At 57.0% G+C, this 22,708-nt stretch carries 15 protein-coding genes and 6 pseudogenes; 11 read left to right on the forward strand and 10 right to left on the reverse strand.

The window, feature by feature from the left end; translation table 11 throughout:
* Window positions 1–523: 523 nt before the first annotated feature.
* Both ACZ9EJ_RS23555 and ACZ9EJ_RS23560 read right to left on the reverse strand, forming a co-directional pair.
* Window positions 524–1,074: pseudogene (locus ACZ9EJ_RS23555) on the reverse strand (transposase); the annotation flags it as partial.
* Between the two features lie 182 nt (window positions 1,075–1,256).
* Window positions 1,257–1,982, reverse strand: coding sequence for a helix-turn-helix transcriptional regulator (locus ACZ9EJ_RS23560; protein WP_040125967.1), 726 nt, complete (start codon window positions 1,980–1,982; stop codon window positions 1,257–1,259).
* A 153-nt stretch (window positions 1,983–2,135) separates the two neighbouring features.
* On the opposite strand from ACZ9EJ_RS23560, the gene ACZ9EJ_RS23565 reads away from it, so the two are divergent.
* Both ACZ9EJ_RS23565 and ACZ9EJ_RS23570 read left to right on the forward strand, forming a co-directional pair.
* Complete coding sequence (locus tag ACZ9EJ_RS23565) at window positions 2,136–3,620, forward strand: DUF1254 domain-containing protein (protein WP_157885371.1); 1,485 nt, start codon at window positions 2,136–2,138, stop codon at window positions 3,618–3,620.
* A gap of 513 nt (window positions 3,621–4,133) precedes the next feature.
* A complete protein-coding gene (locus ACZ9EJ_RS23570; RefSeq protein ID WP_370650466.1) occupies window positions 4,134–4,622 on the forward strand; it encodes a transcriptional regulator in 489 nt (162 codons plus the stop codon).
* A 441-nt stretch (window positions 4,623–5,063) separates the two neighbouring features.
* Here the strand turns inward: ACZ9EJ_RS23570 and ACZ9EJ_RS23575 are convergent, their stop codons facing one another.
* On the reverse strand, window positions 5,064–6,854 hold the full coding sequence (locus ACZ9EJ_RS23575) for a sigma-54-dependent Fis family transcriptional regulator (protein WP_040125969.1): 1,791 nt from the start codon (window positions 6,852–6,854) through the stop codon (window positions 5,064–5,066).
* A gap of 318 nt (window positions 6,855–7,172) precedes the next feature.
* On the opposite strand from ACZ9EJ_RS23575, the gene ACZ9EJ_RS23580 reads away from it, so the two are divergent.
* On the forward strand, window positions 7,173–8,645 hold the full coding sequence (locus ACZ9EJ_RS23580) for a benzaldehyde dehydrogenase (protein WP_040125970.1): 1,473 nt from the start codon (window positions 7,173–7,175) through the stop codon (window positions 8,643–8,645).
* A gap of 92 nt (window positions 8,646–8,737) precedes the next feature.
* Entirely contained in the window at window positions 8,738–9,505 is a 768-nt protein-coding gene (locus tag ACZ9EJ_RS23585) for a coniferyl-alcohol dehydrogenase (protein ID WP_040125971.1), read from the forward strand.
* 546 nt (window positions 9,506–10,051) lie between these two features.
* Here the strand turns inward: ACZ9EJ_RS23585 and ACZ9EJ_RS23590 are convergent.
* Entirely contained in the window at window positions 10,052–10,741 is a 690-nt protein-coding gene (locus ACZ9EJ_RS23590) for a class I SAM-dependent DNA methyltransferase (RefSeq protein ID WP_040125972.1), read from the reverse strand.
* Between the two features lie 102 nt (window positions 10,742–10,843).
* Here ACZ9EJ_RS23590 and ACZ9EJ_RS23595 point away from each other — a divergent pair.
* From ACZ9EJ_RS23595 to ACZ9EJ_RS23605, 3 genes and pseudogenes are all read left to right on the forward strand, one after another.
* Window positions 10,844–11,070 (forward strand): annotated as a pseudogene (locus ACZ9EJ_RS23595) (3-methyl-2-oxobutanoate hydroxymethyltransferase); the annotation flags it as partial.
* A 242-nt stretch (window positions 11,071–11,312) separates the two neighbouring features.
* Window positions 11,313–11,993 (forward strand): hypothetical protein, encoded by a 681-nt coding sequence (locus ACZ9EJ_RS23600; RefSeq protein ID WP_046635182.1) that lies wholly within the window; start codon window positions 11,313–11,315, stop codon window positions 11,991–11,993.
* A 266-nt stretch (window positions 11,994–12,259) separates the two neighbouring features.
* Window positions 12,260–12,586: pseudogene (locus tag ACZ9EJ_RS23605) on the forward strand (IS5 family transposase); the annotation flags it as partial.
* 260 nt (window positions 12,587–12,846) lie between these two features.
* Here ACZ9EJ_RS23605 and ACZ9EJ_RS23610 read toward each other — a convergent pair.
* A complete protein-coding gene (locus ACZ9EJ_RS23610) occupies window positions 12,847–13,875 on the reverse strand; it encodes an IS110 family RNA-guided transposase (RefSeq protein ID WP_046636226.1) in 1,029 nt (342 codons plus the stop codon).
* Window positions 13,876–13,945: 70 nt separating this feature from the next.
* On the opposite strand from ACZ9EJ_RS23610, the pseudogene ACZ9EJ_RS23615 reads away from it, so the two are divergent.
* Window positions 13,946–14,398: pseudogene (locus ACZ9EJ_RS23615) on the forward strand (IS5 family transposase); the annotation flags it as partial.
* Window positions 14,399–14,537: 139 nt separating this feature from the next.
* On the opposite strand, the pseudogene ACZ9EJ_RS23620 reads toward ACZ9EJ_RS23615, so the two are convergent.
* The 5 genes and pseudogenes from ACZ9EJ_RS23620 to ACZ9EJ_RS23640 form a co-directional block, all read right to left on the reverse strand.
* Window positions 14,538–15,217, reverse strand: a pseudogene (locus ACZ9EJ_RS23620) (transposase).
* 44 nt (window positions 15,218–15,261) lie between these two features.
* Window positions 15,262–16,500: an MFS transporter gene (locus tag ACZ9EJ_RS23625; RefSeq protein WP_051900757.1), complete on the reverse strand. Its 1,239-nt coding sequence runs from the start codon at window positions 16,498–16,500 to the stop codon at window positions 15,262–15,264.
* A 408-nt stretch (window positions 16,501–16,908) separates the two neighbouring features.
* Entirely contained in the window at window positions 16,909–17,892 is a 984-nt protein-coding gene (locus tag ACZ9EJ_RS23630; protein ID WP_040125975.1) for a molybdopterin-dependent oxidoreductase, read from the reverse strand.
* A 4-nt stretch (window positions 17,893–17,896) separates the two neighbouring features.
* Window positions 17,897–18,919, reverse strand: coding sequence for a carbon-nitrogen hydrolase family protein (locus ACZ9EJ_RS23635; RefSeq protein WP_046636060.1), 1,023 nt, complete (start codon window positions 18,917–18,919; stop codon window positions 17,897–17,899).
* A 63-nt stretch (window positions 18,920–18,982) separates the two neighbouring features.
* Window positions 18,983–19,366, reverse strand: coding sequence for a RidA family protein (locus tag ACZ9EJ_RS23640; RefSeq protein WP_046636061.1), 384 nt, complete (start codon window positions 19,364–19,366; stop codon window positions 18,983–18,985).
* A gap of 168 nt (window positions 19,367–19,534) precedes the next feature.
* Between ACZ9EJ_RS23640 and ACZ9EJ_RS23645 the strand changes: the two genes are divergently transcribed.
* The 3 genes and pseudogenes from ACZ9EJ_RS23645 (at window position 19,535) to ACZ9EJ_RS23655 (ending at window position 22,554) form a co-directional block, all read left to right on the forward strand.
* A complete protein-coding gene (locus tag ACZ9EJ_RS23645; RefSeq protein WP_040125977.1) occupies window positions 19,535–20,449 on the forward strand; it encodes a LysR family transcriptional regulator in 915 nt (304 codons plus the stop codon).
* Window positions 20,450–20,735: 286 nt separating this feature from the next.
* Window positions 20,736–21,941 carry an aminotransferase class V-fold PLP-dependent enzyme gene (locus ACZ9EJ_RS23650; protein ID WP_040125978.1) on the forward strand — a complete coding sequence of 402 codons (1,206 nt, stop codon included), beginning with the start codon at window positions 20,736–20,738 and terminating at the stop codon, window positions 21,939–21,941.
* 225 nt (window positions 21,942–22,166) lie between these two features.
* A pseudogene (locus ACZ9EJ_RS23655) lies at window positions 22,167–22,554 on the forward strand (alkyl sulfatase dimerization domain-containing protein).
* Window positions 22,555–22,708: the final 154 nt, after the last annotated feature.

Consider the following 22,708-nt stretch of genomic DNA (forward strand, 5'->3'; position numbering starts at 1 on the left):
TTACGACTACATATTGGCTCGTCGCACCGGAAACGCTCTCGTGACCTTCATGCCTTGTGATCGTAAGGCCTGTTTAAGCAAATGACGAGTTGATGCGTGTCGTAGCAAAAGTCACAGCGCTGACACGCTGAGCTTAGAATACTCCAAAACCGCCGAGGTTCTAAATGCACGGGTTGAAACTTCAGTGGCATGTATGGACGGCCCTCGCGTGGCAAGCGCAATTTGGCGGGTTCGGCGGATTGACAGGTGCAGAGGGATGTATTCGGCCTTTAATTGCGGCGTATCCATACCGTTGGCCCTGATGTAATCGGCAGATCGGATCCCAGACGGGTCAACGCGCTTTCAAGCTACACCACTAACCGAGTTTGTCCGGTTCCGGCTCGACCGTCCACCATCACGCCATCAGCACCTATTGGGTGAAGCGAAGCACCGCATGCCCTTCGACGACGAGAAGTCGTCGGAGATAGGCGTTACTTTGCTTGCCGATCCTTCAAAGCCTGTGTTTGCCGCCCGATAAGTTCGGTCGCGGCACCAGGCCTATCCTCGCCGCCGATTGTCTTCCGGATTTAAAGAGAGATCCGTCGCTCACTGTCGCGGCGATTGCGCTCGCAATAGTTGGGCCAATTCCAAGGATTGTCTCAAAGCGACGGCTCAGTTCGTTCGAGCGATCCCAACCGTGGATCTACGATCCATGTCGCTGACCGTCTCGTGTACCTCCCCCAACGCGTAGCGTGAGCACGTTCTGCTGCTCTTCACAGGAACAAACGGCATCGTCGGCCGCGTCACCCCCTCGCAGATCGCCTCGGCATCCGTCGCATCATTCTTCTGCCGCTAGGCATAGGGTTTGACGTAAGAAGCGGGCATCAGCCTCATTGCCCAGTGACGTAAGAACCCGAGCCCAGCGGTGTCCGGTCGCGCAAGCCTCCATTCCGATCAAGCACGGCGCCAGCGCCTTGAAAAATCCCACCACAACGTCGCGGCGCAGCCGGCGGCGGCAGACGATCGCACCAGCACAATTGACTCTCTGAATCTGAATACCTGCTTAGCGATATCCAGACCGATTATCGTAACCATGCTCCATGGCGGGCTCTCCTCATGTGACTTCGACAACCACACTTTGGCACATTGCGATGCCGGGAGCGGAGGCGGTCCACCACATCAGGTTAATCTGCCTAGAGGCGTCAGAAAGATCTTATCAAACCATTGCTGCCAAAATCCCCCAATAACACGCAAATCTGCCGCGCAAAGCTTTGGCGTTAGGAGTGAGCGACAACACCCATTCCGTCGACGCCCAGCTTTGATTCCATTTTTTCGTGATGCCACCAGTCCGCATAGATCCGCTTTCGCGAGCGAGGGACCTTCACAGGGAGCAGGTTGACTTCCAGCATCCTATCAGTCCGGAAATATCGATATGCCTCCCGAAGTTCGCACCACGCGGCGAGCACCCGGACGCAATCGAAGAAGGCGATAACGATTGGCCAAACAGTGCGCCGCTCAGGTTCACGGTCTGCCGTGTGGTAAAGGATCTCTACTTTGCAATTAACCTTCATCGCACCCCGCAATTGGAGCAGCACTGGGCCATCCTTCGGTAAGACCTCCGGACCAGGCGCAAGTAAGGGTGCGGTCCAAAATTCTGAGCGCTTCGCATCCGGCAAAATGGCGGAGATTTTGGCGACAACGTCGCGCGCTGTGGTGTTTATTTCTTTGCCACCCCGCGCCCCGACCATGCGTAATCCCAGCATGACGATCTCCAGTTCGTTCGTCGAAAACATCAGTGGTGGCAGATCGTAGCCGTCCTGCAACACGTACCCGACACTCGGCTCGCCAAAAACAGGCACTCCGGATGCTTCCAGCGCTGCCATATCGCGGTAAATCGTTCGCAACGACACCTCAAGTTCCGACGCAATGGTGCGGCCGCTGATCGGTCTGCGTTCGCGGCGTAGGATCTGTATGATCTGAAGTAGTCTGTCTGCTCTACGCATTACGCCCCTTTTGCTTCCCATCGAGATGAACGGACATCACCTCGTGAGTCGTTTAACCGATCAACCGCTTATGGCCATGCCCTATGCTGACATCATGGTGACAGCATGACTGTTGTAAAGGTGCAAGAAATCGAACAGTAGGGAGTATCATTCATGGAAATCACTCGGAGGGATGCGTTCAAGATGGCTTCATCGGCTACAATTCTTGGAGCGGTCGGCTCTACCGCGGCAGCAGCACACGATGCTGCTGCCGAAGCAGTCCTGCAGGGTGCCGACTTGGAGTTCGACCTCGGAATTCCGACGCCAGATACGGTTGATAAGCTATATGATACCATGGATTTTCAACGCGCAGTGCAAGCCTATCTCTGGGCGGTTCCGATTGTCGGCATGGAAGGTGCGCGCCGGATGCTTATCGACAACGCCGACGCGAGGAGCGGCGATCTCGTGCTTGTTGCCGGGTATCGGGACGTCAGCGTCATGCTCGGGTCGAATGTAACGACGCCCTATGTGTTCGCGTGGTTTGATCTTACGGAGGGACCAATTGTCATCGACTATCCCGAAGGCGCTACTGCGGGCTCATTGATCGACTGGTGGGATCGTCCGCTCATTGATGTCGGCATTTCGGGGCCAGATGGCGGCAAGGGAGCGGAATTCATATTGGTCGGTCCGGCGTATGAAGCTCCGGAAAATTTGCCCGATGGCGCAAAAGTGCTGCGTTCCCGGACCAACAAAGTCCTGATGTTCTGCCGGGGACTCGATAGTGACCTCACGAAGGTCGAGGCTGTTTTCTCTAAAATTCAGGTCTATCCGCTTGGCGCAACAGGGAGCGGCGCGAAGGCGCTTCTTAGGTTCAAGACCGGGGGCGAGTTGACCAGTATGGCTCATCCTAAAGGCCTCGCGTATTGGCAGTCGTTGGTTCAGGCGCTGAATGGTGAGCAGATCGAGGATCGAGACCGCTTCTTTGCAGCTATGTTGAAGCCGCTTGGTGTCACCTATGACGGATCGTTTTCGCCAAGTGACCGGCAGAGAGGGCTACTTGAGAAAGCCGCAAAGCTCGGCGAAGCGATGGCGAAGGCTAGTGCCTTCAGCAAGCGCATTCCAGGGATGCGCTATCGGGACGATACGCATTGGGAATATTTGATACCTCAGGACTTTGTCAACGAACAGGACGTGCCGAATGGTACTCTGCTTGATGAACGGATGGCGTTCTTCTACGAGGTCACAGGCACTTCCGCCGCCGTTCTCACCAAGACACCCGGAACTGGCTCGGCATACCTCACCGCCTACTGTGATCCCGACGGACACGCCTTTGATGGCGCAAAGTCTTACCGGTTGCGCGTTCCAGCCAATGTCCCTGCCAAGTCCTTTTGGTCGATCACGCTGTACGACACCGAGACCCGCGGTCTCATTCAGAACAAGCAACAGATCGTGGATCGATCTTCCCGGCAAAAACTCAAAGTCCAAAACGACGGCTCGATTGAGATTGTTATGGGACCGCAGACTCCGAAAGGCCTGGAGCAGAACTGGATACCGACAACGCCGGGTAAAGCTTGGTTTATGTATTTCCGCTTGTTCGGCCCGCTAGAGCCATATTTCGACAAGTCGTGGCGCTTGCCTGATATCGAGAAGGTCATTTAATGGTTTTTTCGGAAACGGCTGAACTTCTCCTCAATAGGGGCCGGTTCTGGTAGAGGACCGTGAGAAGGATAAGCTGTCGCAAGGACCCCTTTTGCGACAGCGCAACAGGCGCAGGCCCCGGGATTTTCGATAACGTCTAGACTGGGGCTTCGAGGTTAGCTCGGTCATCTGCATTGGCATTTCAGTTTCATACGCGAGGTCCGTTCGATGCAGGCGGATAGGTTACTCCAAGGCCTAAAAGGCGGAGGTGGAAATCGCGAAAGTCGAAGGCGCCTTGGTGAAGGAGCTGCGGACCACCCCTATCTCGATCTGTCGCCGGCGTCGCCGCAGATCTGCACTGTGAGCTGGAGACAGAGGATCCCCGCTCCGACCTGCCGGAAGCGCCGTGGCCAGCGCTCATAATCATTCTTTCTGAGCTGGTTCAGATTCGCGGAAGCCGGCAACTGGAGTGATTGCGGACATAGGCTTTGAAGAAGCAATGCCATTCCTTCCCCAAGCTTAGCCGCCGCCTGAATGTCTTTCGTCGGAGAACAACAGGCTGCGGTGTTGTTGACACCGTCGATTGAGCAGGAGACAAATGCAGCGGCTTTACAGGAGACCATAATGGCCGACGATATGAATACGACGATTGATGCTGACACACCGACGGTTGCGGCGCCCGCACCGAAGAAGGAGCGCAAACCTCGCGCCAAAAAGGCGGCGGCTGAAACGGCCTCAGCCGCAGTTTCGGCGCAACCGGCAGCGACTTCGAATGCCGCAGCGGTCAAGCCGAGGAGAGGCCGCAAGGCAAGGTCCGACGAAGGTGCGCCAAGCGCCAAACTTGCGCCTCTCAAACGTGCTCCGAAGGCGGTGCAGGCAGCGACTGATCCGTCGGTGGCAGCAGTTGACGAGTTTGCGGATCTTCTGCAGCTGGAAGACGAAAACCAAAGACTGCGCAAGCAGCTGTCCGAGAAGCTGCGTGCTGAAAATGCCGATCTGCGAAAGCGGCTCAACCTCGGTTGATCGGCAGCCGTGGGTCAAGCGCTGGCCGCATTGTCATGCTCACCGAGACGATTATCTCGGCGGCGGTTAGGTGAAGGCGTTTCCTTCTTTCGCCAAGGCGAACTGCTTTTCCTCACCCGTAACGTCAATGCTGATTCTCAGGATACCGACCTCGGATCAAGCTCCGCCCTGAGCCAGCTTTAGTGAGGGCCGGCCTCGTCCGAGAGGGGTCGATCAACGAGGGTAAGGGCAATACCGTACCCGAACCGATCTCATGCAGCAAATTGACCAAATTCGGTACAGGCAGACAATGCGGGGAGCGACGCGCGGGGACGTGCATCCGCCAAGGCCGCAGACAGTACAACCCGTACGCATCAAGCCGGCCCGCCGGGCGACATCGACGCCTCGGCCAGTTGGCTCGCACGATGAGCTACCAAAGCGGGACAATCCGGCGCCGCGATGTTAGCGAGCGCCGGCAAGGCCATGCTTCTTCAGGCGGTAGTCGAGCTTTGCCCGTGTCAGGCCAAGGCGACGGGCAGCTGACGAGATATTGCCTCCCGCGTCGGCCAGCGCAGCACGATAAAGCGCCTCTTCGGCTTTGACTAAGTCGTCGGTGGAGGTGATACCCACTCCCAAGGCAGTATTGGCTGCGTGTTTGCGCGGCGCCGGAAGCCAGATTCGGCCGTCCTCGCTCAATTGCTGCGGATAAACGCGTGACATCTCGCGACCTGAAAACAAATGCTGTATGTCGATCTGGGCGCCAGCATCGGCAAATATCACGCCGCGCTCAATCATGTTCTGCAATTCTCGGATATTGCCCGGAAAATCATAGGCCAGCAGCGCATCCATCGCCCGATGCGTCAGCCCGCTACAGTCGCGACGATGGCGGATGTTGAACTGTCTGAGGAAATGCGATACCAAGAACGAGATGTCGTCGCGGCGTTCCCGAAGAGGCGGGATTGCGATCGGAAAGACGCAGAGGCGGAAATAGAGGTCCTGGCGAAACCGTCCGGCCCGTACCTCATCCGCCAGTTCCACGTTGGAGGCAGCAATTACCCGCACATTGGCCGGCACCGTGCGGGAACCGCCGACCCGCTCGATCTGCCGCTCCTGAATCGCGCGCAGAAGCTTGCCTTGGGCCGCGTAGGCAAGCGAAGCAATCTCATCGAGAAAAATTGTGCCGGAGGCGGCCCGCTCGAAATAGCCTGCGCGAGAGGCGACTGCGCCGGTAAATGCACCTTTTTCGACGCCGAACAGTTCTGACTCAACCAAGTTATCCGGGATGGCCGCACAGTTGATAGCGACGAAAGGACCCTTGGAGCGTGGGCTTAAGCGGTGCAGTTTTTGCGAAAAAAGCTCCTTTCCGACGCCGGATTCGCCGATCAAAAGCACAGTCGCATCGGTGTCGGCCACTTTCTCGACCATGGCGCGCGCCCGCAGGAAGCTCGCAGAAGCGCCGATGATCTCGTCCGTGGTCTTGGACTCCGTGGGTTCGCGTGAGCCGTCCTTGTCGCCGTTCTGCTCCGGTGTAGCGTCCCCCATCGTCTCTCGACGCCGGGGCTTCCATTCGAGCCCGAAATAGGCGCGCTCCGGCGCGTCGTTACCCCATTCCTCGGCATTTTGGCCCACAACCAGACAGCGCTGCGCGCCCATGGCTGAGCATTCGATCTCGCGGAAGATCACCGGTCGCTTGAAAAGCTTGCTCGTGTAGCCGGTTGGATAACCCGTCTGCATCCAGCAGACGGGCTCGGTTGCGAGCCCGTGATGGGCAATATGTTCCGCCGCTTCGGAGGAATCCTCCCAAAGAAACTCCCCGAAATAGGTGCCCTTCATAACGTCGAAGCGAAAATGCCGCGTCGTCACCTTCACAAAACCTTCCAGAGTGTGAACCCGCGGGCCGGCCGCCAGAGCATGGGTCAGATCCTCGTTTGGGAAGCGCTTTTGGATCAGTTCCGCATCACGCACGCCCTGCATGTAGCCGACCCGCATGAACATGCCTTTGGCAGCCTCCACTCCGAAGGCTTCGATCACCTCCTGCCGTAGGCGGCCGAGCACCTGCGCCTGCATCAGCAGCATGCGCTGATCGTTGAGCCAGATACGGCCGTCGCCCAGCGAAAAATGAAGGGCTTGCGCCAATTCGCTCAGCGTGGGGGACGCACCGGTGTCCAGTTCGTCAAAGGCACCCCGAGAAACCATCTTGCCGGTCTTCCTGGACGCATCAGCGAGCGAAATCAGTTTTGGCAGTCGATCCATCACCACGCGAGCACCTTCATCAATTTATCGATCATGATCATGTTTTTTATCATTTGATGAAGTTTCGCAAGCAAGGAGTAGAAAGGGCGAAATGGGTGATATTCCGAAAAAGCCAAGCCATTCCAGTTCGGTACGGTGGAGGGAGGCTGTAGATTTGCCTTTGTCTCGACCTGGCACGCGGTTTGCTGCTGACTGCCATCCGTTGAGGAGACGGGTCGGAGGACGACAACACAGTAGACCGAGCGAAAGGGTCAGACGACGATCCCCGCCCACGGCAGAGCGTTGTCCCCAAAAACCAAAGCTGAGGAGAGCTTCATCGTGAACGTCCACAAACCCAACTTTCTGCAATCCGACCGCTGGGATGGCCTAGCCTTCTTCTCCGGCTGGCAGGCGACAGCTGCTGGAACCCTGAACGTTACGGATCCTGCTACCGGATTGCATGTTGCCACTGTGGGTTTCGGTGGGCCGGCAGATATTGCCCGCGCCGCCCGCGAGGCAAAGGCAGCTCAGAAGAGCTGGGCGGAGACGCTCGCCGGCGAGCGCGCAAGAATACTCAGTAGGGCCGCCGATCTGCTGGAGAAACATGGCGAAGAACTGGCACCGTGGATCATGCGGGAATCCGGTTCAATTCACGCTAAGGCAATGATCGAAGTAGAGCATGGCGCGCTCTTCATCCGCCATGCCGCAACGCTTGCCATGGCTGCCACCGGCACCTTCCTGCCGGGCATGGACACGCGCACGCATTATGCGCGCCGGGTGCCGCACGGCGTAGTCGGTGTGATTTCACCCTTCAATTTCCCGCTCGTGTTGTCGATCCGCTCGATCGCGCCGGCCTTGGCCCTTGGCAATACGATAGTTCACAAGCCCGATCCACGCACCCCCATTTCCGGCGGCTTCATCATTGCCCGTATATTCGAGGAAGCCGGACTACCGGAAGGCGTGCTGCACATCATTCCCGGTGGCGCCGATGCCGGCGAGGCACTCTGCATCGATGACAATGTCGCCATGGTCTCGTTTACAGGATCGGTACGTGGCGGCTCAAAGGTCGGCGAATTATGCGGCAAGCACCTGAAGAAGGTGCAATTGGAACTGGGCGGCAAAAATGCCCTGATTATCCTCGACGACGCCGATCTCGATGTCGCTGCTTCTAACGCCGCCTGGGGCGCCTTCTTGCATCAAGGGCAGATCTGCATGGCAACCGGCTTGGTCCTCGCCGACGAGAAGATCGCTACTGGACTCAGTGAACGGCTGGCGACGAAGGCTGGGCATCTGCAGGTCGGCGATCCCTCCGGCCACCAGGTGGCGCTCGGACCGATTATTTCGGATCAACAGGTGGCTTCTATCCAAGCTATTGTCGATGATGCCATCGCAAAAGGCGCTCAGCTTTTAGCGGGTGGCACCCATGATGGGCGCTTCTACAAGGCGACGGTTTTGACGGACGTCAGGCCGGACATGCGGGCGTTCAACGAGGAGATCTTCGGCCCCGTCGCCTGCGTCGTGTCCTTCCAGCGCGATGAAGACGCGGTCGCAATAGTGAATCGTTCAGACCACGGCCTTGCCGCCGGCGTTATTTCGCGCAATGTCGCGCGCGCCATGGCGCTTGGCAATCAGCTGAATGTCGGTCAACTCCACATCAACGACCAGACGGTGAATGGTGGCCCCTATGCGCCGTTCGGCGGTCGCGGCAAATCCGGTAATGGCAGCCGCATGGGCGGTCCCTCCGATATTGAGGAATTGACCCAGTGGCAGTGGGTCTCGGTCAAGGACCAAGCCACCGCCTATCCGTTCTGACATCGTGGGCGTCTCCCAAGAATTCCTTTTCGGTCGGTCCCGCCGCACCCCACCGGGCCGGTCGATACCTCAGACGTGTAAGGAGCTTAACCATGAAACTGCATGGCAAGACTATCGTGATTACTGGGTCGTCCTCCGGCATCGGCGGGGAAGTCGCGCGGCTTGCACGTTTTGAGGGCGCGCGTGTCATCGGTATCGACCGCAATGACACGCTTCTCACACTTGACGGCTTCGTCAAGATGGACCTCGGCGATCCGGCCGTCATCGACGCCGCCATTACCGCGCTTCCCGATCGCATCGATGGCCTCGTCAATGCCGCGGGCGTGCCCGGTACAGTTAACAGCGACATTGTTGCTCGGGTGAACTATCTCGGCCTGCGCCACCTGACGGAAGCGCTCGTGCCGCGCATGCTGAAGGGCGCCTCGATTGTCAATATCGCCTCTATTCTCGGCGCCGACTGGCCGCACCGTCTCGACGCGCACAAGGAACTGGCGGCAGCGGCAAGCTTCGTACTGGGCAAGGCCTGGCTCGACACAAACCCGGTGCAGCAGGAGAACTGCTACCAGTATTTCAAGGAGGCCCTAATCGTCTGGACCAAGAAGCGCAGCTTAGAACTTTTCATGCAGGACAACATTCGCATGAATTCGGTGGCACCGGGTCCGGTTTTCACGCCCATCCTCGGCGATTTCGTTTCGATGCTCGGACAGGAACGCGTCGATCGCGATTCGGCCCTCGTGAAGCGTCCGGCGCTTCCCGATGAGATAGCAGGGCCGATCGTGTTCCTGTTGTCGGACGATGCCCGCTGGATCGTCGGCGCCAACTTGCCGATCGATGGCGGTATTGAAGCCGCCTATGTGTGAGCGGAACGCTACACCTGTGCCGACCGGAGGACCACGCCAACCAGCGACAAGGCTCACAACCTATCTACTGCCTGGCCACGATCGCCTGGAGAGCGTTCACCTGAAAACCTTTCGCCTGATTAGAAAGAGCTCACCGGTTGCCCCAAAGCAGTAAAGCTGTCATCGGGCGCTGGACGCGGTCCCGCTATGAGTTAACAAGTCGTCACGTTGTCAGCAGGGTTCAGACTTTGGTTTTCGGACGTGCAGTCATATGTTCGGCCGATCTAACGCGGTCTATGCCGCTGGCCACGATGAGATCCGCCATGTCGATCGCCTTATCGCTGTCACGCTCGAGGACGCATTGAGGAAGACAGTCTGATCCGTATCGAGATTTGTCCGTTGGGATCATGGCGCATTCGCCTCCTTGCCACTTGAGCCGGCGACAGAGCGCCGGAACTCTTCTGTTCCTAAGCGGTCCGATCCAACGCGTGCGCTTCCCGTTCGGGCACGAAGGGCGCATCGGTGATCGCCCGCCACACCGCCGATCTGCCGACAATGGATGAACATCTAGCCGCTGCGCGAAGGGCTCATACGACAGCATAGGAAAATCTGTTCCTCCGGCGGCATATCGATAGCCGTGGCACAGGTATACGAGGTCTCCTTCACTATTTGGAAGCCAGCCTCTGCGATAATTGTCCGCAGATCCTCGCGCAGGTAGCCGGAGACACGGATGTTGTTTCCGAGGAACGTTATTGGGAAATCGTCGACATCGGCCTCCACCATGGATAGGGCGAACAGGCCACCAGACACCAGCAGATTGCGGATCGTCAGGAGCGCGAGGGGAATCTCCGCACGGGGCAGCATTAGCAGCGAGAAGAAGGCCGCGACAGCGTCGAACTGGCCGAGTTCCCGCGGTCCACCTGGTCGCAAGTCGGCAATGTCCATTTGGTGGAATGTTGCGCCAGGCACACAGTCCTGGCTGAGTTTCACCATCGCGCCGGACAGATCGATGCCCACGACCTCAAAACCGGAGGCCACTAGCTGGCGGGAAGTTGGCACGCCAGTACCGCAGCCCAGATCCAGAACGCGAGAACCGGTCGGCAAGGACCTGATCAGCCAATCGCCCGCTGAGACTTGACCCTGTTTGTGTGGAAAGGCCTCATCGTAGTGCGCGCCAATGGCGTCGAAGGCTTCTGCCTGGCCCTCGCGATTTATCCAGAGGTTGTCGTAGCCGCCCGCGCTGCGTTGATTGTCCACCTGAATTGTCCTTCCTCAAGAGTTGCCTGGCAGATAATACCCTGCAACGACACTTCTGCGATGAATGTTGCGCTCTGCGTGCCATTCGTGTGAGCGATACAGACGGCAGCTATCGCTGTTCCGACCATCGGAATCGCCGCATCGGTCGCCTGTGACGGCCAGGTTCTCTTTTCGGAAGAGATGCTTTAGCTGCTCAACGATTTTACGCCCCGCTTCGTCAAGCATATGGCGATCTGGGCAAGAGGGTAGGAGCGGCCGCGGCTTATGCGCGCGAGGTTCGCGCCCGTGCATTTCTCGCGGAGGAGCTTATGTTCCAACGCCGGTCGTGATGGCGCGCGTTGTTGAGGTGTAGAGACACGATGATCCGCACCCGTCTCAGATGCCTAGACAGGTGATTTCCGCTGGTCAACATTCTCAAATGCCTCATTTCAGACTATCCCGGTTCCAACAGCTGCGTCCGGCTGGGAAATCTGCGAATGACCTAGACCGTCTGTGAAGTAAGTTTTATAGGCGACCTATCACCTCAGTCATACCGTTGAGCCTGCGGCTCGGAAGTTTCGGAATCAAAATTATGAAAAAGCCCCAACGGCACTTTATCGTCGAACGTAAGCTCTCTCGAAAAACTCAGCGGCCAATTTCAAAGACCATCTGGGGAGACGTCGACCTCAGATCAATCACGCGTGCAGTGCAGGACGACGCGACGCTTTTCTCCAAGTTTGTTCGGAAGCAAAATATGCTTGCGGATGTGACTTCGGCCGAGTTGACAGACCAAGCGCCATCGACACTGTCTCTAGAGCCTTGGAAAGAGAAAAGATTACTCGAACCAGTGACATCCGTCGTCAACCCGGTTGATCCGACACTCAATACCGATACTGAAGGATCACAGGCTGTACCGGATTCAGTATCGAAGAAGCAGCGCAAACCGCGTATCAAGAAAGCGGTTAGTGAGACGGCATCCATAGTCAACGCGGAAACTTCCACTTTCTCAGGTGCAGCGGGCGTAGATCGCGGCAGACAAACAAGGGCGCGCAAAAAGGAACTCAGCTTCTCGGCGGGCGCCAGCGTCAGGAAAAACACTGGAGAACCGGCTATAAAACCTGATGAGATGGTTGCTGTATCGGTCAATTTTGCAACTGATGAGCTCGTCGATCTTCTTCAGCTGGAGCAGGAAAATCAGCATCTACGCAAATTGCTGGCAGAAAAACTGCGCGTAGAAAACGCTGATTTGCGTAAGAGGCTCGGTCTCGGATAAGGCCACGGCTCACGTCGGCAGAGAGCTCTTGGCGTCGCCGCCAGAAAGGTAATCTGTAGCATGGACATCCTCCTGTGTTTTTCGGCGGGGTAGAGGGTCTAGACCAAGAAACGGGTGGATACGAACCAATTTCCATGGAACGTCAGGTCCAGAATGGCCCGCTCCTTTGAAACCAGCCGCAGCGTTTGAGTGTCTAGGTCATGTTGACAAAGTGTCTTCTCAAATCAGTTATGGTCTGATTCAAAGCTGCTTTTTAGGAGGCAGCGATGGCACGTGGAGACCTAACCGACGCAGAATGGCGGATCGTAGAACCGCTTCTTCCTGCAGAGCGTGGCCGTAAATCGCGACCCTCGCACGATAATCGTCAGTTCATGAACGGCATGTTGCATGTCCTTCGGGTCGGCTGCCCGTGGCGTGACATGCATGAGCGATATGGAAAGTGGAATTCCGTCTACGTCCGATTCCGGCGCTGGGCCGAGCAAGGGGTGTGGGATGCGCTCTTGGAAACGCTTGTGGAGCTTGGCCTTACAGATGATTGGCAGCACATGCTGGACAGCACCACAGTTCGCGGCCATTCACAGGCAGCGGGCGCTAACGTATGGCCCGCCCCGTTTGCAAGCGATAATCGGATGCTGGTTTGAACAGTCTGCACAAACGTATCCGGCATGTTGGCGCGCTGGCCACTGCCAAGATGGAGATCCGCGCGTCCTCATCCTCATAAAGGGGCCGGCCTCGAAGGCCATTTAGCGCCGGAGGTTTTCAGGACGCCGATCGACTGTCAGGCCATCTTCCTTTTACCACTCGCAGTTCGGCGCATCCGGCGTCGTTTCGCCATGAGCGCTGTTTATGTGTCTCAGGCAGTCGTTATCGACATCACCTTGTAGCTTCGTCCGTGGTGGAGCAAGGCCCAGACGGTTCGCGCCATCTTTGCGGCCAGTGCGACAACGGCGACATTGGAGTGACTACGTGCGAGAAGTCCTCGCAGCCACGCCCCTACGGCGGTGTCACTCCTTGCCAACGAGGGCATGGCAGATCTCGCGCCCTGGATCAGCATCTTGCGTAAATATCTGCTGCCGCGCTTAGTGATGCCCAAGAGCTTCGGTCTTCCGCCGGTAGTGGCCTGGCGAGGCACAAGTCCCAACCACGCTGCGAGGTCGCGTCCCTTGGAAAACGTCGCTGCGTCGCCGACAGCCGCGACAAGCGCCGTGGCGTTCAATGCCCCGATCCCGGGAATGTCCGTCAAACGCCGAGCTCGCTCGTCAGTTCGTGCCATGGACGCAAATTCAGCATCAAAAGCAGCGATGCGCCGATCGAGTTCCTCCCAACGTGTGCGCATGTCACGCAGCAGGAACATCATGCGCGGGCTAAGCGTGCTGGCATCGGTGTCAAGTAATTCGCTAAGCAACAAACTTAATCGAGCGTGCCCCTGTGCCACGACGAGCCCACGCTCCAAAAGCAAGCTTCTGATTTGGTTGGTCAATGAAGTGCGCTCACCAACCAAACGGTCGCGCACGCGATGGAGGGTTTGAATGTCAAGTTGCTCCTCGCTTTTGAGTTCGACAAAACGCATGGTCGGGCGGCTTGCGGCTTCGGCGATCGCCTCTGCGTCGCGGTCGTCATTTTTCTGAGCCTTGACGTAAGGTCGCACATACTCCGGCGACATGAGTCTAATCTCATGCCCAAACGACACGAGTGACCGGCCCATATGGTGGGCACCACAGCAAGCTTCCATTGCCATGACGCATGGCGGCAGCTTGGCAGCGAACGAGATGACCCCGTCACGCCGCATCCGCCGTCGAACGACGACCTTCCCACTTTCGTTCAGGCCAACGACGCTGCAGCTGTTCTTGCCCAGGTCAATACCAAGGATCATTATTTGCATGGCTCGCTCCTTCCTCTCTTGGACACTGGCATCATACACTGGTGCCGGCGGGAGGGGCGGGCCATCCATAAAGGGGACTCATAAGGAGGCTTTTGGTCGATCACGCGGCGGCTTTACGACAAAAATCCACGCCCGAGCAGACGGTCAGGGCCGCCCTCTTGGCTTTGTCCTGACGGGTGGCGAAGCCTCTGACTATCTGGCCGTTCCAGATCTTCTCGCAATGCCGGTAAACAGGCCCCGTCGTCTACTCGCCGACAAGGGATATGATGCCGACAGCATCCGCCAGGAACTTCTCTTCCACGGCACACGCCCGGTCATTCCACCGCGAGCAAGCAGGAAGAATCCACCAGCTTGCGATTATCATGCCTACAAAGACCGCAATCGTATCGAGCGGATGTTCAACCGGATCAAACAGTTCCGCCGCATCGCTACCCGCTACGACAAGACTAAAACATCATTCGCTGCATTCCTGGCGATCGCCGCAGTGAGGATTTGGCTGCCTCACTTTGTCAACATGACCTAAGGAACAACGCGCTAGCGACCGTATCCCATAACAGCATAATCGCGAGACTTTAAAAGCTGCAGCAGCAGATCAGCAGTATGGAACTCATTGGGCTTTGGCCGCGGGTCGACCGGTCGTTGGGAGCTAGGACGATCGACATTCATCGCAGCCAGAGCATTGCGGCAACCAGATAGAAGAAGCCTTGGGAATGAATGGTTCTGCGATCGTATCGGGTTAAAAAACTGCGGAAGTGCTTCATTCGGTTGAAGCACCTCTCTATACGGTTGCAATGCATGTACGGGAGTTCATCGTGCGGAATGATGATCTTGCGCGAACAGTTTGACGGGATAACGGCTTTGGCTCCGATGCTGGCGCATTGCTCGCAAAACATTGCTGTCATAGGCCTTATCGGCCAGCACGACATTGCCGATCTGCCCTTCCAGAGGCGCCGGAGCTTGCATGACGTCGCCGAGTGGTCAATCCAACTCGGGAACGCCTGAGCGCCGGATCCTTGGCCCCTTTTTCCGGATGCCGCCTGCTGATGAGCACAGACGATCGTGCTGTCGTTCATCAGATATTGGTTGTCTTAGTCTGCCTTCAGCGTCTCGAACACCTGCTCCCAGATGCCGGCATGGCATCAGCGGCTGAAACGCTTATGCACCGACTTCCACTTGCCATACCGCTCCGGCAGATCGCGCCAGAGCGCAACACCCAAAGACAACTATTCATAAACAGCCGGTTGTCCGATCCAGTGCGCCCCGAATCCTCAGCTTTATCAGGCAACAACGACGCAATCTTCGCCAACTGAGCATCGCTCAATTCATATCGTCTGGCTGCCATCCACAAACCTCCGTGATCAAACACGGTCGTCTACCAATCAGTCTTCAAGCGATTTGGGAATCTTGAATGTCGATAGGTCCTAGGATGTGTATTGCGACAAGAATGATCACTGAAAATATGGACGGGACCGCCGCCATCAGGACAATCTGCTGTGTCGACCAGCCTAATGCGATGACCGCGCCTCCAAGTCCCGGGCCGACCACAGAACCGATCCGGCCTGCGGCCGCAGCAAAGCCAACTCCTGTCGCTCGAAGGTGTCCGGGGTAGAACGAAACAGCGAGAGCGGCCTGCCCCATACAACAAGGAACCAGTCCGGCTCCAATACCGAAGACAACCATCATTATTGTCTTGTCCAGACTTCCGTGTGCGAAGATCAGAATGCAGCCGAGCCCGAAGGCCCCGTACACCATAAGGGATCTCACGACACTCAGTTCCACTACCAGGAAAACGAGGATCACGCCTCCGAACAGACCACCCATGGACAATACTGCCGCGCTCGCTGGAGCCATTTCAGATGGCATGCCCCAGTTGATCAACAACGTCGGCGTCCAGTAGAGGACGGCATAGGCTTCCACAAATACGACGAAGGCGAAAAGCCAAAGAAGAATCGTCCGAAGTGCAAGCTGCCCCGCAAACAGCCCCAGGATCGCATTTTCTTTGCCGGCTACGGTATGCTCACGGCTCGAAGCAGGAAAAAAGCAGACGATGGCCGGCAATAGAAGCAGGGGCAGTATTCCACCGACTATAAAGATTGATTGCCAGCCATAGTTCTGGATCAGCGGCCCTCCGAGAATACCCGCCAGTACGCCCCCTGCTGAAAGACCGGTTGTGATAAATATGGCCGTGGTGGACCTACGTGCCGGTGAAACGACGGACGACGCAGCGCCCACAGCAAGAGGCAGAACCGCTCCCAACCCTACGGAGGTCATTAGCCGCAGGGTAGCGAGACCCATGATATCGGTGGCAGTTGCACTGGCGAGGCTGCCAATGCTAAAAACTGCGACACTGAGAAGCATCACTCTGCGGTCTCCAAGGCGAATTGCCATTGGACCTGCTGCAATGTAACCAATGACCGCGCCAATACTGGCAGCCATGAAGACTGGCGCCATGGCGGACGCCGGCATGTCCCAGATATTGGCAATCTTTGGCGCCACGAAGGTTATTGAGATGGTGTCGAGGCCATCAAAGACGACGATCGTAAAGCAGATAACGATGATGGGCCAAATGGAAACGGCGCTATTGGCGACATGATCGCCCCCTTCCTGACTGACAGGCTTGCACATTCTCTTGTTCCCCGTATGTCGGTTTGTTTTCTTGAGCTACCTTGCGTGGCAGGGTTCGTCTGACGTGTAAGACCAATCGATTCCGCAAGGCGACTTTCCGCCTTGCCTCGCGCCTCCCTCGACGTCAGAAAAGGCGGCGGCTGGAACGCGCTCTTGTTGACGATCAGTGCGGCTTGGCTCCTCCTGTAGACTGGACGATGCGGCACGCCTGCCACACTGGGTTTCCGCGGAGCCAGGGACTGAAGCCCTCCTGGACAGAAAATAAAGGGCGGGCGCCTTGCCCCCAGACCACGGTCAAGGGTATTGGCTCAGACGTCCGGGTTGCCGAACAGGAACGGGACGTTAAGGCAAATTCATGCGCCGGGGGGGCCAGTGATAACTATAACATTGCTTGCAGATGAGGGCTTATCATGCGACGTTTATTTCCACCGAGTGCACCGCGTTTCTCGCGCCAGCTAACGGCTGCCCTTCCCCGACTTCGTTCGTGCACTGGCAAATTAGGAGGTGCTGACCCGCTCGAGGCGACCATGACAACTCGAACCTTTGCCAGCTTCTATCCTCGCGTGGCCCGACTGTTGCAGCTTGCCACGAGCCTCCTCCATCCACACTCACCTCGACACTCGAAATCTGATTGTCTCCCCAAGCCCAGCCCCATATTGTTGTTGGCATGTCAGCTGAGAGTATATCACTTGGGGACGGCGACACGATGACCGACTCCGGGGCGACATGCCAAACCGGTCTCACACCCCAAGCCGTGTGGTCGTTATAGAAACGCGTCGTATAGGCGCTTCGCGACCGCCGGTCTGCGGCAGTGATCGAACCAAGCCATTTTACGGAGTTCGTGCCGTACCATCCTGGCACGACCAGCCGAACCGGACCTCCGCGCTCCATGGAAAGCGGCCGGCCGTTGATCTCAAGTGCAAGAAGGACCTCTTCTGCAAGTGCTTTCGCGATCGGCAGATCCTTTTGATAAGGTTCTTCGACTTCTGCGTACGAGCCCCACTCAAGGCCGGAAGTCCATACGTAGGACGCATCGCTGCTGATCTTCGCGCGCTCCAGAACAAGCGATAGCGGCACCCCTTTCCAAACCACATTTCCAATCCTGCGCTTGGCGATTGTCGGAGCAAGAGGGCTGCCAGCGCATTCGTGAAATGACATATACTCGCGCTGCGGCATCGCCAGGAGATCAGCCAAGCGCAGCTCCACCGGGTTTCCCACGAGGCCATCGACATCCAGATGCCAATGGTTAGGGTCGATTTCCAGGAACCCCATATGAGTGACCAGAAAAAGATCGTCTTCAGCGGTGATCCAGGAGTTGAGGGCATGAACGCCTTCAGCAGGGCCTTGGAATGAGAACCCCTTCTTGGTCATATGCATGCCCGTCCGTGTCATCGCCTTACTCCGGTAACGCTTGCACCTCAGTGTCCGTTGAAGATTCCGTAGTGATGTCTTTTACAAATTTTATCGGCTTTCGACGCGTCCGGTTCACAGCTACGTCGAATATGTCAAAGCGGTTGTAACCCGCAACGACGTCGTGAAACCGCTTCGGTTCAATACAATCCTCCAGATCGATATGGGCGTACCCGATACCTTCGTCAATCAATTCATCACCAACGGGCGCCCCCGTTGGTCCGAGGAAAAAGCTGCTGGCCTTCGGACTGGCATCTATGACCGCCGCGACCGTGGGGTCATTCAAGGCTATGGACTGGCGCGCGCTTTCATCCAACCGCCCGGCTACAATGATGCCGAAGCACTTGGCCTCGAAACAATGGGCCGAGGCACGGATTCGATTGGCCGCCCGGTTGTCGTAGTTGTCTCTTTCTGTAGGAACACGAGTAGGCCATATGGGGGGATAAGTGCTTATGTGGACCTGTTCTGCTTGCGTCATCAGAGTATACCGCGCAAGCGGATTGGTATTTTCCCCGCAAATGAGACCGCCAATACGTCCAATTCTTGTATTCGCGACGACCAGACCAGCGCCGTCGCCGGGGTCCCATACCAATTTTTCGAAAAAGGTCGCGACCAGTTTTCTGTGGTGGATTAGGATTTGGCCAGCATCTGAGATCAAGATGTTGCTATTCCACAGTCCTCCGACACTTGCCGGATTGCGCTCCGAGAAGCCGATCGAAACGAAAACACCATAGTCAGTCGCCGCTTTCCGCACGCGCTCAATTTCCGGGCCATCCACGTATACCGAAGCATTCAAGAAGCGCCTGAAATGTTCGTGCGATTGGATCGGCGGGTAAAGTGCTGCCCAAATAGGGAAACCGGGAAGAAAACTCTCCGAAAACACCACCAGGGAAGCGCCGTTGCGGCTCGCCTCAGCAATCACGGAGCAAGCTTTGTTTGCGCTTGCCAAGGGATCCAAGTACACCGACGCGGTATGAGCGGCGGCGGCCTTAAAACTCACGGTTCTCATCGATTTCCATTGCCGATAAAATCGGCCCTTCCCATCTGGAGCATCGCGACAAGCGCGGCGTGTTCAGGATTGTCGTTGTGCCGTTAGACTGATTTCTATTCGCGCTCCTAGCTGCAGACTGGAGCAGCCAATGGTGGTGCGCGAGGGATAAGGTGCTGAAAAGCGAGTGGCGTAAACCCGATTCATATGGCTAAAGTCGCTCATGTCGGTCAAATAGACGTTGACTGAAACGACGTCGTCGCCCCCTAATCCTGCCGCCTCGAGAACCTGAAATAGCTTGTCAAAGCACTGGCGTGTTTGATCGGCAATGCCGCCATCGGCCAGTCTGCCGGAGCTCGGGTTGATCGGCGTTTGGCCAGAGCAGAACAGCAAGTCGCCAGCCCATGTCGCGTGCGAGTATGATCCCACAGCGGTGGCGTGCGAAGAGTTCACAGTTTGTCTCGACATGGTCTTCTCCTAGGTTACCTTAAGCAGACCAACTTTTGGGATCAGTCCGCCTGCCGAAGTTTGCTTCACACGGACTAACTGGGGGGTCGGGTCCGAAGCTAGCAGAGCGAATCTGCGCGCCAACCCCAATAGAATGCACTATGCTGTGCAAAAATAGACGGGGGGAGCATGGCGACGGCAATTGACCACCTTGATTGGGATGATCTCAAGCTTTTCCTTACCGTAGTCCGGTGCAAGAGCGTGACCGGCGCCGCCCGCGAACTGAAGGTCAGCCACTCTACCGTTTCGCGCCGGCTTGCTCGTTTAGAATATACGGTGGGCGGCGCGCTCGTCGAGCGGAATCCGGACGGACTTTTGCTGACACCGGCTGGGCTAATTACCATGCGACGGGCGGAGGAAATTGAGAACGGGGTGAATGCCCTTCGAAGTGACGTGAGCAATCGCGACGAGATCCGCGGTACCGTCAGACTCGCTACGATGGAGGGTATCGCAACACTTTATCTCTCAAAACGGCTTGTGGAACTCAGTGAGCGGCATCCTGATCTTGACCTCGAACTGGTAACATCCCCTCAGTCGGTTCGCGTCGCTCGCCGCGAGGCGGATCTATTTCTAAGTTTTTTTAAACCCCGTGGAACTGCGCTGGACAGTCAGCTGATTGGGCGTTTTAAAACAGGGCTGTTCGCTTCCAAGGCTTATCTTGAGCGCAATGGAGTTCCTTGTTACGCGGCAGATCTTCGGGAGCACCGCTTCGTCGGCTATATCGATGAGCTTGTCCAGCTCGAAAGCGTTCTTTGGCTCGAAGAGCTTGTATCGGCTCCGAAGATCGTGTTCAGCTCAAATAGCATGATGTCGCAGATGTTCGCCGCATCCGCGGGGGCGGGCATTGTGGCGCTTCCGGAATTCGCACGCAGCCTGAACGTTGGTCTCATTCCAGTGCTCGAAGAGCTGCATGGTGTGCGCGAAATTTGGATGTCGGCGCATCAGGACCTAGCTTATCTTCCGAGAGTGAGAGCGGTGAAGCAATTCTTGAAGGAACTGGTTCGCCGAGACGAACAACGCCTTCTGAGAAAAGCACAGTGGTGACTGTGATTTTTTGTCACACGAGCGCGAACGGACATAATGGTCTGCTGTCGTGGCGGGCGATTGCAAATGGCAGCTGGTTGTGGAACACGCGGCGGAACTATAGATCGATGCCCTCTGCGAACACAAAAGGAGTCCGGTGAGCACAATCTTACGTGTTGATGAGGCACTGGCAGTGAGTGTTTTCCCGTCGTTCAAATCTGCACAGCCGGTTGCAAAAGTAGGGGGTTTCGCGACAGTGCGGATAGCGTCAACTAAATTGGTGGTTCGATGAAAGGAAGGAAACAGCATGTCGCAATTTATCGGCGACGCTCACAAGGCGTTGGATCTTCTGCGCTTGCGTGCTGAAACGCCCGGGACAAAAAACAGAAACCACCTTAACAATGCTGGGGCTGCCTTGATGCCCAGCCCGGTTATTGAAGCGGTAATCGGGTACATAGGCCGTGAAGGAGAGATCGGCGGATACGAAGCCGCCGCCGAGGCCAGCTCTCTACTTGAGGGGACATATGACAGCTTGGCCACACTCGTAAACTGCACCCGCGATGAGATAGCGATAGCTGAAAATGCAACAATCGCCTGGCAGCGCGCGTTTTACTCCCTCTCCTTTGGTCCAGGGGACCGGATTCTGACGGCAAGTGCCGAATTTGCAGCCAACTACATCGCCTTTCTGCAAGTCGCTAAGCGCACCGGGGTATCTATCGAAGTCATCCCGAATGACGCCTCTGGCGTCCTCGATCCGACCGCACTGGTGGGAATGATCGATGATCGCGTGCGGCTGATAGCGGTCACTTGGATACCGACGAATGGCGGCCTTATCAATCCAGCGGCAGCGATCGGTCGAATAGCGCGAGAAAATGGCATCCTCTATCTACTCGACGCATGCCAGGCGGCGGGTCAGATGCCGATTGATGTCAACGCGCTTGGCTGCGATATCCTCACCGCCACGGGTCGGAAGTTTCTCCGTGCGCCGCGGGGAACTGGTTTCATGTATATGCGTAGATCAGTCCTCGAGAAGATAGAGCCAGCGATGATAGACCTCTATGGTGCGCCCTTGACAGCTCCTGGCCGATACGAATTGCGACCCGATGCCAGGCGTTTTGAAACGTGGGAGAAGAACTATTCGGTTCGTCTCGGCCTGCGGGCGGCAGTTGACTACGCGCTGGGCGTTGGACTCGACAACATTGAGCAGCGTTGTAATCGCCTTTCATCCAGGCTGCGCGAGGGCCTGAGAGAGTTGCGTTCCGTATCGATCCATGACCTTGGGGCGCCGCTCGCTTCCATCATCTCATTCACCGTTAGCGGTTGGGCCTCGTCAGCGGTCATGGCCTATCTGACAGATAAAGGAATAAACGTCTCCGTGTCACCTCCCTCCAGCACGCCCGTTGACGCCTATTCGCGACAGCTTCCGCCGGTCGTGCGGGCATCGCCGCATTACTACAATACGGAGGAAGAAATCGATGCGTTTCTCGAAGCGATTGCTGGTCTTGCGGCATAACGTCTGCCCGACTAACGAGTGAGGCCACCTGAGACATGGATCGCCAGCCTTGAGAAGATGCTCACCTTGGATGCCAGCTCCATGGAGCAGGGGAATATTGCGTCTGAGCCTCGGGAAGGATGAGGGGAGAGATGCTCCCACCCACTAACCGGAATCAAGAGCATTCTTGATCAGTCCCTGGCAGGCCTTGAGCACCGCAAGACGCCGGACTAATTTGCCCGGGAGGTGAACCTATCTTCAGAACTTGCATATAGCCCGTACCTTCAGGAATATTATGGTAGCGTCACTTGGGCCGTCTGTAGCATCGATGGCGACTATGTGGAGTGGTTCGATCGCACTGCGACCAATCTACACCCTCTGCCGGCGATGGAGCGCGCGCAAGATCCTCGACATGGCCGGGGCAAAGAAGGCGCTCGATCTTGCCAAGGAAGCGGTTGTGGTGCGGGGGCCCCAATGGGCTGCGGAAATGGTCGGCCATATGCTTGCTCTCGACCCAGAAAGCGAAGCGGCAAAGGCAATCAAGGCCTTGGCTCTAATCGAACGGGGTGATCGCCAGATCAACGCCACAGCTCCCAACTCAGCGCAGTATCTATCGAAAAACGACGAGTATTGAGGGCAGGGGAGGTTTACCGACACTCCCCACCACGGCCTGACCTGTACAGGCCCCGGAATGGCTAATTCGGGGAGTGTTGCGAGCCGATCTGGTACAAGGCGTACCAGTCGGCTCCTTGGCTGATAGGCTAGACCGAGCCATCGCAGATGGACAG

It is taken from the genome of Neorhizobium sp. USDA 3394 (assembly GCF_056280385.1).